The sequence below is a fragment of the Mycobacterium parascrofulaceum ATCC BAA-614 genome (assembly GCF_000164135.1).
In the GTDB taxonomy this organism is placed as follows: domain Bacteria; phylum Actinomycetota; class Actinomycetes; order Mycobacteriales; family Mycobacteriaceae; genus Mycobacterium; species Mycobacterium parascrofulaceum.
In genome coordinates this window covers 905,083-920,379 of record NZ_GG770553.1, presented here as the reverse complement: position 1 = coordinate 920,379, position 15,297 = coordinate 905,083, and the positions used below count along the sequence as shown (strand labels likewise).

Genomic DNA, 15,297 nt, shown 5'->3' with positions numbered 1-15,297 from the left:
CATGTCTACCGCGAGCAGACACAAAATCGCACTAATCCGCACGCCGGCAGGTGACTTTGCGTCTGCTCGTGGCCACGACGGGCACGTGTCCTATCGTGACGGCATGGACTTCGCGATGTCGGCCAAAGCCAACGACTACCACGAGCGACTGTCCGACTTCATGACCGAGTACGTCTTCCCGGCCGAGGCCGAATACGACAAGTACCGGGACGAGGCCGGCCCCAACGATCACACCGTCCCGCCGATCATCGAGGACCTGAAGACCAAGGCCAAGGAGCGCGGCCTGTGGAACCTGTTCCTGCCGGCCGAGTCGGGGCTGACCAACCTCGAGTACGCCCCGCTGGCCGAGTTGACCGGCTGGAGCCTCGAGATCGCGCCCGAGGCGCTCAACTGCGCGGCCCCCGACACCGGCAACATGGAAACCCTGCACCTGTTCGCCACCGAGGAGCAGCGCAAGCAATGGCTGGAGCCATTGCTGGGCGGCGAGATCCGCAGCGCCTTCTCGATGACCGAGCCCGCGGTCGCGAGCAGCGACGCGCGCAACATCGAGACCTCCATCGTGCGCGACGGCGGCGACTACGTGATCAACGGGCGCAAGTGGTGGACCTCCGGGGCGTCGGACCCGCGCTGCAAGATCCTCATCGTGATGGGCCGCACCAACCCCGAGGCGGCAAGCCACCAGCAGCAGTCGATGGTCCTGGTGCCGATCGACACCCCGGGCGTGACGGTCGTCCGCTCCACCACGGTCTTCGGCTACCAGGACCAGCCCGGGCACTGCGAGATCATCTACGACAACGTCCGGGTACCCGTCACCAACCTGCTCGGCGAAGAGGGCGGCGGCTTCGCGATCGCCCAGGCCCGGCTGGGCCCCGGCCGCATCCACCACTGCATGCGCGCGCTTGGCGGGGCCGAACGCGCGCTGGCCCTCATGGTGGACCGGGTGCAGAACCGGGTGGCGTTCGGCCGCCCGCTGGCCGAGCAGGGCGTGGTGCGGGAGGCGATTGCCAAGTCGCGCAACGAGATCGATCAGGCCCGGCTGTTGTGTCACAAGGCGGCGTGGACCATCGACCAGCACGGCAACAAGGCCGCGCACACGCTGGTCTCGCAGATCAAGGCGGTGGCCCCGCAGGTGGCCTGCAACGTGATCGACCGCGCGATCCAGGTGCACGGCGCCGCCGGGGTCAGCGAGGACACGGTGCTGGCCCGGTCGTACGGGTGGCATCGGGCCATGCGCCTGTTCGACGGGCCCGACGAGGTGCACATGCGGACCATCGCCCGCGCCGAACTCGGCCGGGAGAAGTCTCCCCTCGCCGCGGCGGTCACCGCGCATGACTGAGACGCTGCGGGAGTTGTCCGGCGCGTGGAACTTTCGCGACGTCGCCGACGAGACGCCCGGGCTTCGGCCGGGACGGCTGTTCCGGTCCGGTGAGCTGAGCCGCCTCGACGACGAGGGCCGCGCGATGCTGCGCGGGTTGGGGATCACCGACGTCGCCGATCTGCGCGCCGTACGCGAGGTTGCCCGCCGCGGCCCGGGCCTGGTGCCCGACGGCGTCGACATCCACCTGTTGCCCTTCCCCGACCTGGGTGACGAGGAGCCAACCGAGGACGATGCGCCGCACGAGACGGCGTTCCGGCGGCTCTTCGAGGGCAATCCCGACCAGTCCGACGAAGAGGTCAACGAGGCCGCCGTCCGCCACATGATCGACGAATACCGGCAGTTCCCCTCTCGCAACGGAGCGCAACGCGCTGTGCGGCATGTCTTTTCGCTGCTGGCAGCCGGACGTTCGGTGCTCACCCACTGCTTCGCGGGCAAGGACCGCACCGGCTTTGTGATCGCCACGGTGCTGGAAACGGTCGGCATCGATCGCGACACCATCGTCGCCGACTACCTGCGCAGCAACGCCGCGGTACCGCAACTGCGCGACCACATCTACGAGATGATCCAGCAGCGTTCCGACGCCGAGCTGACCCCGGAGGTCGTCACCTTCACCAAGGCGCGGCTGGCCGACGGTGTCCTGGGAGTCCGCCCGGAGTATCTGGCCGCAGCGCGTCAGGCCATCGATGAGGCGTACGGCTCACTGGACGCGTACTTGCGCGACGCGGGCGTTGCGCAGGCGGACATCGACCGCCTGCGCAACCAACTGCTCGTCTGATCCGGCCCGGCTACAGCTTGAAGTTGGCCTGCTTGGCCGCGGAGAGGTCGTCGATCTCGGACCAGTGCGCGGCCACATCCTGAACTGACGGCGGCGTGTCGAAGTTGGCGCCCTCGTTCTGGAACAGCGCCACCCGCTGCACCTTGCCCCCGCCGACGACGAAAACGGAAGCGGTGTTGGCGTTTTCCTCGGTGCACAGGTAGGCCACCACCGGCGCGACGTACTCGGGCGTCAGCTTCTCGAGCACCTCCTTGGGGAGGATGTCCTCGGTCATGCGGGTCGCGGCGATCGGCGCGACGGCGTTGGCGTGGATGTTGTACTTCGCCCCCTCCTGCGCCAGCGTGTTGATCATGCCGACCAGGCCGAGCTTGGCCGCGCCGTAGTTGGTCTGGCCGAAGTTGCCGAACAGGCCGCTGGTGGAGGTGGCGACGACGATGCGGCCGTAGCTCTGCTCCCGGAAATGCGGCCAGGCGGCGCGCAGCACGTTGTACCCGCCGTAGAGGTGCACCTTGAGCACGGCGTCCCAGTTCTCGAACGTCATCTTGTGGAAGGTGCCGTCGCGCAGGATCCCGGCGTTGCTCACCACGCCGTGCACGGCGCCGAACTCGTCGAGCGCCGTCTTGATGATGTTGGCGGCGCCCTCCGGCTCGGCGACGCTGTCGTAGTTGGCCACCGCCCGGCCACCCGCGTCCTTGATCTCGTTGACGACCTGGTCGGCCATGTTGTGGCCGGCGCCGGTGCCGTCGCGGGACCCGCCGAGGTCGTTGACGACGACGCTGGCGCCCTCGCGGGCCAGGGTCAGGGCGTATTCACGCCCCAGCCCCCCGCCGGCTCCGGTGACGACGATGACGCGATCCTGCACTCCGGGCATCAGGTTCCTCTCTCAGGTGAAAAATGCTTTCTGGCAAGCGGTTTCAAGCGGCGATTCAGAACATCCGGCGGGCCATCTTGAAGGCCCGCGCCGTGTACGGCGGGTAGATGAAGCTCGACAGGTCGGGCCGGGTCGGCTTGGTCAACACCGACTTGCGGTGGCTGAACTCCTCGAAACCGTAGCGGCCGTGATAGGCGCCCATCCCGGAGGCGCCGACGCCGCCGAACGGCAGCTTGGCCGTCGACACCTGGAAGGCCAGGTGGTTGACCAGCATGCCGCCGGCCGGCACCTCCTTGATCACCCGCTCGCGGGTCTCGCGCGTCTTGGTGAACAGGTAGGCGGACAGCGGCTTGGGCCGCGAGTTGACGAAACGTATTGCGTCGTCCAGAGATTGGACGGTGATCACCGGCAGCACGGGCCCGAAGATCTCGTTCTGCATCAACGGCCCGTCCGGGTCGGGGTCGACCACGACCGCGGGCTGGATGCGCAGGGTCGACGGGTCGCATTTGCCACCGACGACGACGTTGCCGTCCCCACCGGCGAGGTAGCCGCTGATCCGGTCGAACTGACGCTGGTTGACGATCCGCATCCCGTTGGGCTTGTCCGACGTGAACTTGGTGATCGCCGCGCCGATCTTGCTCACCAGCTCGTCGCGAATCTTGGCGTCCGCCAACACGTAGTCGGGGGCGACGCAGGTCTGCCCGGCGTTGAGCAGCTTCATCCAGGCGATCCGCTTGGCCGCCACGTCCACGTCGGCGTCGGCCGCCACGATCACCGGGCTCTTGCCGCCGAGCTCCAGCGTGCACGGGGTCAGGTGCGGCGCGGCGCCCTCGTACACCTTGCGGCCGATCTCGGTGCCGCCGGTGAACAGCACCCGGTCCAGGCCCTGCGCGATGAGTTCCTGGCTGACCGAACCGTCGCCCTCGACGACGGCGATCGCGTCGTTGTCGAGGTAGCGCGGCACCAGCTCGGCCATCAGGCGGGCGGACGCCGCGGCGATCTCCGACGGCTTGAGGATGACGGCGTTGCCGGCCGCGATCGCGCCGACCGCCGGGCCCAGCGTCAGGTAGAACGGGTAGTTCCACGCGCCGATGATCAGCACGGTGCCGTACGGCTCGTATTCGATCCACCCGCGTCCGGGCAGCTGCGGCATCTCGAGCAGCTGGTATTTGCGCCGCGTCCACTTGCGCACCCGCTTGGCCGCGTACTTCGCCTCACCCGCAGTGGTCGCGATATCGGCGATGAACGCCTCGAAGGGGCTACGGTCCAGATCCTCGGCGAGAGCGGCCGCGATGGCGGCCTCGTTCTCCTCCATCAGCTTGGCGAGCTGCAACAACTGCCGTCTGCGCCATTCGACGTCGCGGGTGCGCCCGGTGGCATAGGTCTTGCGCAGCCGCTCCACCGTGGCGGGAATGTTCGGCGGCTGAGGTGCGGCGCCATTGGCGACGGATGCCTTGGGTGTAACCGATTCGGTGGTCATCGTTGTCCTTCCCCTGCTTCGGTTCATCCCGGACGCGCGCGTTGCCGGTGGCACGAGCGCTCGTGGGTGATAACCGCGATCCTAACCATCCGGTTGGGAGAGCAGTGAGGAAGATCCTGCGGGGTGCGCTGGAGCCGCCGTCGGGGTTTGGTCGCCCCCGCGATCAGAGCCGTTCGGCGATGACGAAGTCGGAGAAGGCGTCCTTGTCGTCGTCCAGCTCGACGCTTTGCACCCTGCGGTTGAGGCGGTGCATCTCGTCGATCGAATTCTGCGCCGTGGCGCGCCAGCCATGCTCGTTGAGCCATTCGGTGAGGTCCGCGCGGTGCTCGTCGCGGTACATCAGCTCGCCGACGTCGACGGTCTCCTCCAAGCCCAACTCGTCGGCGACCTTCTTGAACCGTTCCCGCATCTTCTGGCGACGCTCCTCGGCGTGCATGGGCGCGGTTTCGGCCGAGACGCGGCTGCCGGCGGGGCTCAGCTCGCCGATCTGGGTGAACAGCTTGTCCTGGGCCTCGGCGGGCAGGTACATCAGCAGTCCCTCGGCGAGCCAGGCGGTCGGCTTGGTCGGGTCGAAGCCGGCGGCGCGCAGCGCGGCGGGCCAGTCTTCGCGCAGGTCGATGGCGACCTCGCGGCGGTCGGCGGACGGGGTGGCGCCGCTGTCGGCCAGCGTCGCCGACTTGTAGTCCATCACCTGCGGCTGGTCGATCTCGTAGACGACGGTGCCGGCGGGCCAGTCCAGCCGGTAGGCCCGGGAGTCCAGCCCCGACGCGAGGATCACCACCTGCCGGATCCCGGCGCCGACGGCGTCGGCGAAGTAGGAGTCGAAGAAGTGGGTCCGCACCGCCTGGTAGCCGCGCATGTGTTGGATACGTGCGGCGGATTCCTCGTCGATGGCCTCGATCTTGGCCACGACCTCCGGGTCCAGCATGGCCTCCCACAACACCGCGGCACCGGCGTTGTTGACCAGCAGCCGGGCGTAGGGGTCGCGGATCAGCGGGTCGGGCTGCTCGGTTTCGATGGCGCGGGCGGCGGCGACCATCACCGCGGTGCTGCCGACACTGGTCTTGATGTCCCAGGTGTCGTCGTGGGTGCGCAGTGAGCTCATCGAGTTGCTCCTCCGGTCTGGGGGCGGACGTCAGGCTGTCGGTTCGCCGAGACGGGCCCGCAGCAGCGTGCTGCGCACCGCGTCTTCGGCCAGGTCTTGGGGTACCGGGCGGCCCAGCCGGGCCATTTCCTCGCGGTTGTCCACGGTCTGCACCTGCCAGCCGTGGTCGGTCAGCCATTGGGCCGCGTCCGAGCGGTCCGGCTCGTGGTAGGTCAGCGCCTGCACGTTGACGTCGAGGCCGAGGCGTTCCCGCATCCGCAGCCAGCGCTGCGAATTGCTCCGCGAGTTCATGCCGAACACCTCGATCGCGACCTGGCTGTGCGGCGCGCTCAGCGCGGTGAACATGTCGAACAGCCGGTCTTGCGCGTCGCTGGGCAGGTACGGCAGCAGACCCTCGGCCAGCCAGGCGGTCGGCTGGGTGCGGTCGAATCCCGCCGCGGCCAGCGCCGTCGGCCAGTCGTCGCGCAGGTCGACGGGGACCGGTCGGCGGCTCGCGGTGGGAGCGGCGCCGTGCTGCTGCAGCACTTCGGCCTTGTACTGCAGCACTTTGGGCTGGTCGATCTCGTAGACCGCCATGCCGTCCGGCCACTTCAGGCGGTAGGCCCTCGAGTCCAGACCGGCGGCCAGGATGACCACCTGCCGGATCCCGGCCTCGACCGCGTCGGCGAAGTACTCGTCGAAGAAGTGCGTGCGCACGGCCTGGTAGTCGATGCCGATGCGATGCGCGCGGCGACCGTGCTCGTCGCCGTCGAGCCAGGCCAACTCCGGATCGGTGAGCCGGGCCCATGCCGGACCGCCGACGAGACCAATACGCGGGCGAACTCGTCGCGGATCAGCGGGTCGCTCCCGGCGGTCTCCGCAGCCCGCGACGCGGCGACGCCCAGCGCGGTGGCTCCGACCAGTTCGGTGATGGCAGCTGTCGCCGGCAGATCTCAGGGAGGGCGGTAACGACGCGTCCAGATCAGTCATGACCCGACCATGTTACCGGGATAAGTTAGTTAGCCTATACGCTTTGTGGGCAACTTCACTGCGCCCGGGTGGCCGCGGGCCCGTTAGTCCTGAGCTCCTCGGAGCGCGCCTTCCAGCAGCCGCCGCATTATCCCGGTGATGGACAGCAGGTCGTCCGGGCTCTGGACGAAGCCGGCATACAGGCCCACCCCGCACATCAGGACGAGCAGCGCCTCGACCAATGCCGCCGCGTCGATGTCCGCGGCGACCTCGCCGCGCCCGATCGCGGCGGCAACGCCCCGGACCAGAAATTCCCGGACGATCCGCACGGATTCATTCTCGGTCGTGTTCCATTCCGGATGGCGCTGCGACTCGAGCACCCCGGTGATAATCAAAGCCGATCCGGCGGGATTGTCGGAATTGGCGCGCACCGCAACCGAAATGAACGCGGCGAGCTGTGCGGGCAGCGTGGGTTCACGCTCAGCCTCTTCGATGCCGGTTCCGATGACGGCTTGATTGGTTTGCTCCAGGACCTCCCGATACAGCACCCGCTTGCTGGGGAAGTAATGGTTGATCGCCGGCCGGGTCAGGTCGGCGCGCGCGGCGATGGCCTGGAAGGTCGCGCCGTCGTAGCCGCGTTCGCTGAACACCAGCCGAGCGGCCCGCATGATGCGCTGTCGTGTCTCGTCCGCCTTTGCGGCAGGGGGCCGTCCCGGCCGACGGCTCACCCCTTCAGACACTGTTAAAGTGTGCCACCGCCATGGTGCGGCATCAGCGCATTTGGCGGAATGCTGCCAAATTTGCCCGCCCGGTAGTCCTCGAGGGCTTCGATCAATTCGGCCCGCGAGTTCATCACGAAAGGCCCGTAGTGGAATACCGGCTCCCGAATGGGCCGGCCGCCCAGAAGCAGCACATCCATCGCGGTCGTGCGCGACGATTCCTGCGCCCGGTCGGCGCCGACCGTGATGCGATCACCTGGTCCGAGTACCGCCAATTGCCCCTCGCGAATGGGGTGGGCGACGGGTCCGACACATCCGCTCCCCGACAGCGCGTAAACCAGCGCATTGAAATCGCGTCGCCACGGCAGGTTCAGCCGGGCACCGTTTTCGATCGTGGCGTGCGCGAACGTGATCGGCGTGTGGGTGACGCCGGGTCCCCGGTGGCCGTCGACCTCGCCGGCGATGACGCGGACCAGCGCCCCGCCGTCGTCCGAGGCGACCAACGTCGCGTCGCCCCCCTCGATGGCCTGGTACCGGGGTGGGGCAAGCTTGTCCCTCTTCGGCAGGTTCACCCACAACTGGACGCCGTGGAAGAGGCCCCCGCTCTCGACCAGTTCGGCGGGCGGCGTCTCGATGTGCAGGATGCCCGAGCCGGCGGTCATCCACTGCGTGGCGCCGTCGGTGATGAGGCCGCCGCCACCGTGGGAGTCCTGGTGGGCGAACTTGCCGTCGATCATGTAAGTGACCGTCTCGAACCCGCGGTGCGGATGCCAGTCGGTCCCCCTCGGCTCCCCCGGCTGGTACTCCACCTCGCCCATCTGGTCCATGTGCACAAACGGATCCAGCGCAGCGGTGCTGACCCCGGCGAAGGCGCGGACGACGGGAAAGCCCTCCCCCTCGTAACCGCGCCGGCCGGTGGTGATCGACCGGACCGGGCGCTCGGTGTCGGCGGGGCCGGCGGCAACGACGCGGGGTAGCGCCAGCGTGTGTGCGGTGATAGCGGGCATGTGTCCTCCATAGTCAGAGCCAACCCGTATAACCGGACCGCAGTCCAGTTATTCCGCGCCACCTTCCGCACGAGCAAATATTGCGTGGTGCAATATTTGCTGTAGCGGATGGTCATTGCGGCCGCCGGTCCGTTCAGCGGGCGCACGACGGTCGTCGGGGGAAGGATGCGTGCATGGCGCAAAAAACGACAGCCGTCGCTCCGGCGCGCACGAACCGGCCAGTCTCGGACGCCGCGGGCCGGTTCGCCGGCTGGATGCGCGCGAACCGGCTCGGATTGTTCTGCGTGGCAATCCTCGTCGGCCTCGGCGCCGGCCTCGGCGCCGTGGCGTTCCGCTACCTGATCTACGGCTTCACCTGGCTGGCGACCGGGCGCGACGAGTTCGGCCAGGACGGTTGGGTGGGCAGTGACCACCTGCCCTGGCTTGGCCTCGGCTTCTTCGTCGTCATTCCGGTCGTCGGTGGCTTGCTGTACGGGCCGCTGATCTCCCGGTTCGCCCGGGAGGCCCGCGGCCACGGCGTCCCGGAAGTCATGATCGCGGTGGCGGAGAACGGGGGGCGGATCCGTCCGCAGGTGACCGTGGTGAAGGCCCTGGCCTCCGCGCTGTGCATCGGCACAGGCGGGTCGGTCGGCCGCGAGGGGCCGATCGTGCAGATCGGCGCGGCGCTGGCGTCCGGCTTCGGCCAATGGGTGCGCATGCCGGAAAATCGGCTGCGGGTGCTGGTGGCCTGCGGCGCCGCCGGGGGCATCTCGGCCACCTTCAACGCCCCCATCACCGGGGTGTTCTTCGCCGTCGAGCTGATCCTGCGCGAACTCTCCGTCGAGGGGATCTTCACGATCATGCTGTCGTCGATGGTCGCCGACGTGGTCGCCCGCGTCTTTTTCGGCTCTGACCCCTTCCTCACCCAGTTGCCGGCCGGCATCGAGCTGAATCACATCGCCAACTACCTGCTCGTGGCGCTCCTCGCGGCGATCGCCGGGCTGATCGGGATCCTGTTCAAGAACGTCCTCTACAAGACCGAGGACCTGTGCGACCGCGTGTGGGGCAGCCGCCCCGATTGGGCGCGGCCCGCGGTCGGCGGGGTGGTGCTGGGCCTACTCCTGCTCGCGCTGCCGCAGCTCTACGGCGTCGGCTATCCGGTGATGTACGCCGCCTTCGCCCACCACTACGCGATCTGGTTCCTGGTGCTCCTCGCGGCCGGCAAGATGCTGGCCTGCAGCCTGACCATCGGGATCGGCGGCTCGGGCGGCGTGTTCGCGCCGTCGTTGTTCGTCGGGGCCACCTCGGGCATGGCCTTCGGACTGTTCGTCCAGCACACGATCGGCACGGCCGTCGGGCATCCCGCGCTCTACGCCATCGTCGGCATGGGCGCCGTGTTCGCCTCGGCCACGCGCGCCCCGCTCACGGCGCTGGCGAGCACCGTCGAAATGACCGGCGACTTCACCCTCACCCTGCCGGTCATGCTGGCCGTCGCCGTCGGAACGACCGTCTCCCGCGGTGTCTCCTACGGCACCATCTACACCACCAAGCTGCTGCGCCGCGGCATCGACATCGACCGCCCGACCCCAACCCACGCCTTCGCGGACCTCACCGCGGCCGACGCCATGCACCGATTCGCGGTGCCACTCGATCTCGCGCACCCCGCCGGCGACGGCCATCGCGACCTGACGGGCATGCTGGGCCCGGTCACCCGCGTTCGCGAACCACAGGCGCTCTTCGCCAACGACAGCCTCGCCCAGGCGTTGCGCCAGCTCGTGCTGTACGGGCGCGACGGGCTGCCGGTCATCGACACCGAGGCGAGGTCCGTCCAGGGGTGGCTGACCAATCAGAACGTGCTGCGCGCGGTTGGCGCCTGCTTCACCGACGTCCAGCCCGATGCCGTCACCGCCCCCCAGGCCGCCGAACCCGCCGGCCCGCCACCCGCGACCCAAGAACACGATCCACACAGCCAGCTCGAGGGGTATTACATCGTCGAACACACCCTGGCCGGCGACTCGGTCGCCGTCGGCCGAAGCCTCGGCGACCTGGACTGGCCGGCCGGCCACTTCCCCGTCTCGGTGCTGCACAACCGGCAGCTCGTCGATGCCGACGCCTCCCTACGGCTCGCCTCGGGCGACCGGGTCAACGTTCTCGCACCCAAACAAAATGGGCACCAACCGGATTCGGCGTCCGGCTAGGAAGCGCTACGCGCGCTGCTCGCGGCGTCCTTCTCCGTGGAGGAGCCCTCGTGGGTCAACTTTCCGCCCGCGTTCTCCAGGTGCGCCCGGACGAACCACTGGAACTTCTCCAGGTTTCCGGCCTGGTCGATCAACAGATCCTGTGTGACCGGGTCGAGTTCCTCGGTCTCCTCGATGTACTTGCGGATGTCCTCGATGATGCCGGTGTAGACGAGATCCAGCGCGGCCAGATGGGCCTGGACGCAGTCACGCCCGACGGAATAGTCGTCCCAGGTGCGGTCTTTGATGATCGCCCCGGGCGTCCCCTGCGGCGATCCGCCGAGGGCCGCGATGCGCTCGGCGACGTCGTCGGCGTAACCGCGCACCGCCTCGACCTGCGGGTCGATCATTTCGTGCACGCCAATAAAATTGGGCCCCACCACATTCCAGTGGACGTGCTTGAGCGTCAGGTGAAGATCGTTGTAGGTGCTCAATTGCTTCTGCAGCAGTTCGGTCAACCGCGCTCCCTGTTTGTCGGTGAGCCCCGGGATGGTGAACTGTGTCATCGATTTGCCTCCGTTTCCCCGCACGGTCACGTGCTCACAGTGGGTTACCCGGAGGCCGTGGCGGAAAACGCGGCCCCGACGAGGCCATGACCACGTTTAGAGTTCGCTGATCTGCTGAACCGGCAGCCGGGCCCCCCGCCTCGGTTCGTAGGCCAGGCCGCTGGCTTCGAGCAGCCGCACCACTCGGTGGCGGTGCGGCCGCATGGGCTCGAGCAGTTCGAGCATGCCCGCGTCGTCGACCGGGTGACCCACCAGCGTCCAGCCGATCATCTTCGGCACGTGGTAGTCGCCGACCGAGAGCGCGTCGGCGTCCCCGAACGCCCGTTGCGCCGTCTCGGCGGCGGTCCATTCCCCCACCCCCGGCAACGACGTCAACGCCGCGCGGGCGTGCGCGGCCGGACGGGAGGCCAGCCGCTCCAGCGAGACGGCCCGGCGCGCACACGCCACCACGGTCTGCGCACGCCTCGGGTCGACATTGGCGCGATGGAACTCCCACGACGGGATGTGGCGCCATACCTCGGCCGTCGGGGGCACGCGCATCTTGTCCGGCGCGGGCCCCGGGGCCGGCGAGCCGTACCTGGACACCAGCAGGCGCCACGACCGGAACGCGTCGGCCCCGGGCACCCGTTGCTCGATGATCGCGGGAATCAGCGCCTCCAGTACCAGGCCGGTGCGGCCGAGGCGCAGGTGCGGAACGCGGCGGTGCGCGGCGGCAACGGTCGGGTCCGAGGGAACGAAATCGGTGGCATCGTCGTGCAGGCCGAGCATCGCGGGCAGCCTGTCGACGAACTCCGGCGCCCCGCCACCCCACGCCACGCAGTGAGCGGCGTTGGCGGCCGCACGGCTGATGCGCGCGGTGACGGGACCGGTGGGCAACAGGCTGGTCCGCCAGATCGCGCCGTCACCGGGCGCGTGGAAACAGGGGTCCCCGAGCCCGCGCCGAAGCGGCGCCAACGTGTGCCCGAAGCTGACCGGCCCGGGGAACGTGACCGTGCGCGCGCTTTCCACCGACCCATTCTCCGATTGACCGTGAACGATGTGCCAAGTCAATATTGCGATGTGATGACGCCGTTCGATGACCCGCAGGGCGAACTGGCCTGGATGTTCCTCCAGAGCACGAGCGACGGGGGCGACCTCGACGAGGGTTTCGCGCTGCTCAGCGACGACTTCACCTACTGGTCACTCGTCACCCGCTCCACCTGCGACAAGCAGACCTTCCGCCGAACGGTCGAGCGGCGCAAGCGGGAACTGGAGCTGACCATCGACCTGGTGCGCTGCGTCAACGAGGGCGAAACGGTGGTGGTCGAGGCGCAGGCCAACGGCACCACCACCAGCGGCGTCGAATATGACAGCCCGTTCGTCTGCATCTTCGACACCCGCGAGGGGCTGATCGTCTCGATGCGGCTGTACAGCGATACCCGGGCACACGAGGCCGCGCTCCCCGGGTGGATCTGCTAGGACGCCGAGACGCTGATGTCGGCCTTGTTCGGGTAGAACGCGACGTGCCCGGCGATCGCCGCGACCGCCGGGTAAGGCTGCTCGTAGGTCCAGATCACGTCGTCGACGGTGTCGCCGGCCGAGCTGGTCACGCTGTAGTAGCTGGCCTCGCCCTTGAAGGGGCAGTAGCTGCTGGTGTCCGTGCGGGTCAGCCGGTCTTGCGCCACGTCGCCCATCGGGATGTATTGCACCGCAGGCAAAGTGGCTTCGCGCAACTCGAGGGCGGCCGTGGTGTCGGCGATCAGCTCGCCGTTGACGCGCACCTGCACCCGCCCCTTCGTCGGCTCGATGGTGATCGGGTGCCCGGCACTGGGCTCTTTGATTTCGGGGTGGCTCATGGTCTCCTCCTAGACGCCGATAGCCAGTGCAACACGAGCCGGGCGGCCAGACTTCCCGATCAGGCCGGACCGAATGCGTAGCGGTGATACTGCGCCATTGTCCGCAGGATCGGCACGGCCGCCATCGCTTTGCCGATCCAGCGCACGAGCGGCGGGAGCAGGCCGAAGGGGTCGCTGTCGAAGACCGACTCCCAGACCAGCAGCCGCACCCCGGGAACTGCGGTCACGATGTCGGAGGGCCCGTCGATTCCCCAGTACAGTGTCGACCCGGAGCGACGGACCACCGCGTTGATCACCTGGGTGCGGATCCCGAAGGTGTTGAAGGCGTCGAACTGCAGTTCGCCGGAAGGGAATCGGTCGACGACGCGCCGAAGCAGCGCCAGCCCGTCGTCCTTCTTCAGGTACATGGTCAGACCCTCGCCGATGAACAGGGTGGGCCGGTCGGCCGGTAGTTCGGCCAGCCAGGACGGATCGGTGACCGAGGCCGGCACCATGCGATAGCCCGGTCGGCCGGGATACAGCCGTTCGCGCAGCCCGATGACCTCGGGATAGTCGACGTCGTACCACCGCACCGCGGGCGGTGGATCCAGCCGGTAGACCCGGGTATCCAGACCGCAGCCCGCGTGCAACACGACCGCTTCGGGATGCGACGCCAGGAACTGACGCGCCCAGTTGTCGAAGTGTTTACTGCGAACGGCGACCGACGGCGCGCGCCGCGCGTCGATGGTCGTTGCCGCCCAGTCGTACTCGATGTGCGCCACGGCGGCCTTCGCATACCGGTCGCCGAGGATGGACGGGGAAGCGTCGGCGTCCAGCGCCTTGGCATACAGCGTCGCCAGCGTCGTCTGCGGCGGCCCCTCGAGGTCGACGCGTATGCGGTCCACGGGCGGCGGCTATTCGGGTTGCCCGGCCGGCGTGTTCTTTCGGGGGGTTCGCATCGCCGCCCAGAACCGGGCCGCCTCGCGGATCGACTCCTCGACCGGGCGTGGCCGCCAGCCCAATTCGCGCTTCGCCTTGCTGCTGTCGACGTCGGCCTCGGACCGCATCATGCGCACCGACGCGAGGCTGAGCTCGGAGTCCTTGCCGGTGAGCCGGGCCTTCAGGCTGCCCAGGGCGGAAAGTGCGTACAGCATCGGCAGCGATATCGAGCGTTGCGGCGGCGGCACCCCGGCCTCGTCGGCGGCGATGCGTATGACGTCGTTCAACGCGATCATCCGCTCGGAGACCAGGTATCGCTCGCCGATGCGGCCCCGCTCGGCGGCCAGGATCATGGCCCGCGCGGCGTCGTCGACGCCGACGACCTCCAGCTGGATGCCGTTCATTCCGAAGGGCAGCTTGCCGAACACCGCGCCGGCGATGAAGGCACCGTGTGGGGTGCCGCCCCAGTCGCCGCTGCCGTAGGTGGTCGACACGCACATCGCGACGGCGGGCAGCCCGGCCTCGGCCACGTAGCGCATCACCAGGTCCTCGGCCTGCACCCGGGATTGGACGTAGGGAGTCTGGCCGCGCGGGCTGATCACGTCGTCTTCGGTTGCCACGTGCCCCCGTCGCCGGCCGACCGTCGCGTAGGTGCTGGTGAAGACGAAGCGGCGCAGGTCGGGCTGGTTGACGGCGACGTCGAGAACGTTGCGCAGCCCCTCGACGTTGGTGCGAAACAGCGGTGCCGGGTCGCGCAACCATGCGCGGGTGTCGACGACGCAGTAATAGACGTCGTCGACCCCGTCCATCGCCTCGCGCAATGTGACGTCGTCGAAGACGTCGCCGTGAAAGCGGGTCAGCTCGAGGTCGTCGATCGAGCGGGTGTTCGCGTTCGGGCGCACCATCGCCCGCACGGGGAACCTGTCGGCGACGAGTTGGCGGGTGACGTGCGAACCCAGGAAGCCGTTGGCGCCTATAACCAGCTTGGGGCCGAGTTTGGGCTTGGTGCTCACTTGGCTCCGCCGTTCTCCCGCATCCACCGCGCGGCGTCCTCGTCGAGGGTGCCCAGCTCCTGCGCCTTGCGGCACCACTTCATTCCGGCCCGCAGGAAACGCAGCGGGTTGTAGATGTCTTCCTGACGGCGCCACAGGCCGTCGCCCGCGTAGGTGACGATCGAGATGTTGGTCGCGCTGATCACGCTTCCGTCGCCCGGGTCGCGCATGGGGTTGTCCAGTTCGCAGATGACCCGCCCGGTGGGCTCGTCGATGACCGACCACAGCGAGGGGAACGCCACCATGTGGCTGCCCGGGTAGGTCGTCATCGTCCGTTTGATCCACTGACGCACCTCGTCGCGGCCCCGCATCGTGCCGGCGGCGTGTTCGACGTACTCGACGTCGGGCGTGTACTGCTCGACCCAGGCGTCCCAGTCGTGCGTTTCGGCGGCCCGGGCCACCGTCTGCTCGAATTTCTCGAACGCGTCGGACAGTTCGCTGCGGGAGAACTCTTGCGTGGTCATGATGCGGCACTTCCCGAAATCGT

15 protein-coding genes and 1 pseudogene are annotated in these 15,297 nt (G+C 68.5%); 4 read left to right on the top strand and 12 right to left on the bottom strand.

From position 1 onward, the window contains the following. Positions 1–115: 115 nt before the first annotated feature. Both HMPREF0591_RS04400 and HMPREF0591_RS04395 read left to right on the top strand, forming a co-directional pair. A complete protein-coding gene (locus tag HMPREF0591_RS04400; protein WP_050790008.1) occupies positions 116–1,336 on the top strand; it encodes an acyl-CoA dehydrogenase family protein in 1,221 nt (406 codons plus the stop codon). Beyond that, complete coding sequence (locus HMPREF0591_RS04395) at positions 1,329–2,153, top strand: tyrosine-protein phosphatase (RefSeq protein WP_007167217.1); 825 nt, start codon at positions 1,329–1,331, stop codon at positions 2,151–2,153. Before HMPREF0591_RS04400 ends, HMPREF0591_RS04395 begins: the two co-directional genes overlap by 8 nt. 10 nt (positions 2,154–2,163) lie before the next feature. Here the strand turns inward: HMPREF0591_RS04395 and HMPREF0591_RS04390 are convergent, their stop codons facing one another. From HMPREF0591_RS04390 to HMPREF0591_RS04365, 6 genes and pseudogenes are all read right to left on the bottom strand, one after another. Further along, entirely contained in the window at positions 2,164–3,024 is an 861-nt protein-coding gene (locus tag HMPREF0591_RS04390) for an SDR family oxidoreductase (RefSeq protein ID WP_007167216.1), read from the bottom strand. A gap of 55 nt (positions 3,025–3,079) precedes the next feature. After that, positions 3,080–4,504: an aldehyde dehydrogenase family protein gene (locus tag HMPREF0591_RS04385; protein WP_007167215.1), complete on the bottom strand. Its 1,425-nt coding sequence runs from the start codon at positions 4,502–4,504 to the stop codon at positions 3,080–3,082. Positions 4,505–4,667: 163 nt separating this feature from the next. Next, positions 4,668–5,609 carry a class I SAM-dependent methyltransferase gene (locus HMPREF0591_RS04380; protein WP_007167214.1) on the bottom strand — a complete coding sequence of 314 codons (942 nt, stop codon included), beginning with the start codon at positions 5,607–5,609 and terminating at the stop codon, positions 4,668–4,670. 30 nt (positions 5,610–5,639) lie between these two features. Next, a pseudogene (locus tag HMPREF0591_RS04375) lies at positions 5,640–6,578 on the bottom strand (class I SAM-dependent methyltransferase). Between the two features lie 83 nt (positions 6,579–6,661). Beyond that, on the bottom strand, positions 6,662–7,297 hold the full coding sequence (locus HMPREF0591_RS04370; protein ID WP_279626953.1) for a TetR/AcrR family transcriptional regulator: 636 nt from the start codon (positions 7,295–7,297) through the stop codon (positions 6,662–6,664). A gap of 2 nt (positions 7,298–7,299) precedes the next feature. Further along, entirely contained in the window at positions 7,300–8,283 is a 984-nt protein-coding gene (locus HMPREF0591_RS04365; RefSeq protein WP_007167211.1) for a pirin family protein, read from the bottom strand. A gap of 173 nt (positions 8,284–8,456) precedes the next feature. Between HMPREF0591_RS04365 and HMPREF0591_RS30240 the strand changes: the two genes are divergently transcribed. Next, entirely contained in the window at positions 8,457–10,460 is a 2,004-nt protein-coding gene (locus tag HMPREF0591_RS30240) for a chloride channel protein (protein WP_007167210.1), read from the top strand. Here the strand turns inward: HMPREF0591_RS30240 and HMPREF0591_RS04355 are convergent. Both HMPREF0591_RS04355 and HMPREF0591_RS04350 read right to left on the bottom strand, forming a co-directional pair. Further along, a complete protein-coding gene (locus tag HMPREF0591_RS04355) occupies positions 10,457–11,005 on the bottom strand; it encodes a Dps family protein (protein WP_023867974.1) in 549 nt (182 codons plus the stop codon). The genes HMPREF0591_RS30240 and HMPREF0591_RS04355 overlap by 4 nt on opposite strands. A gap of 96 nt (positions 11,006–11,101) precedes the next feature. Then, positions 11,102–12,013: a DNA-3-methyladenine glycosylase family protein gene (locus tag HMPREF0591_RS04350; protein WP_007167208.1), complete on the bottom strand. Its 912-nt coding sequence runs from the start codon at positions 12,011–12,013 to the stop codon at positions 11,102–11,104. Between the two features lie 54 nt (positions 12,014–12,067). Between HMPREF0591_RS04350 and HMPREF0591_RS04345 the strand changes: the two genes are divergently transcribed. Beyond that, a complete protein-coding gene (locus HMPREF0591_RS04345) occupies positions 12,068–12,463 on the top strand; it encodes a nuclear transport factor 2 family protein (protein WP_065517745.1) in 396 nt (131 codons plus the stop codon). Here HMPREF0591_RS04345 and HMPREF0591_RS04340 read toward each other — a convergent pair. Genes HMPREF0591_RS04340 through HMPREF0591_RS04325 form a run of 4 tightly spaced genes read right to left on the bottom strand, consistent with a single transcriptional unit; the run spans position 12,460 to position 15,274 of the window. Further along, entirely contained in the window at positions 12,460–12,840 is a 381-nt protein-coding gene (locus tag HMPREF0591_RS04340; RefSeq protein WP_007167206.1) for a DUF427 domain-containing protein, read from the bottom strand. The two genes, HMPREF0591_RS04345 and HMPREF0591_RS04340, sit on opposite strands and share 4 nt — an antisense overlap. A 59-nt stretch (positions 12,841–12,899) precedes the next feature. Further along, complete coding sequence (locus tag HMPREF0591_RS04335; protein WP_040621821.1) at positions 12,900–13,715, bottom strand: class I SAM-dependent methyltransferase; 816 nt, start codon at positions 13,713–13,715, stop codon at positions 12,900–12,902. A gap of 18 nt (positions 13,716–13,733) precedes the next feature. Further along, positions 13,734–14,771: an NAD-dependent epimerase/dehydratase family protein gene (locus tag HMPREF0591_RS04330; RefSeq protein ID WP_007167204.1), complete on the bottom strand. Its 1,038-nt coding sequence runs from the start codon at positions 14,769–14,771 to the stop codon at positions 13,734–13,736. Then, on the bottom strand, positions 14,768–15,274 hold the full coding sequence (locus HMPREF0591_RS04325) for a nuclear transport factor 2 family protein (RefSeq protein WP_031353776.1): 507 nt from the start codon (positions 15,272–15,274) through the stop codon (positions 14,768–14,770). The genes HMPREF0591_RS04330 and HMPREF0591_RS04325 overlap by 4 nt, the downstream gene beginning before the upstream one ends. Positions 15,275–15,297 lie beyond the last annotated feature (23 nt).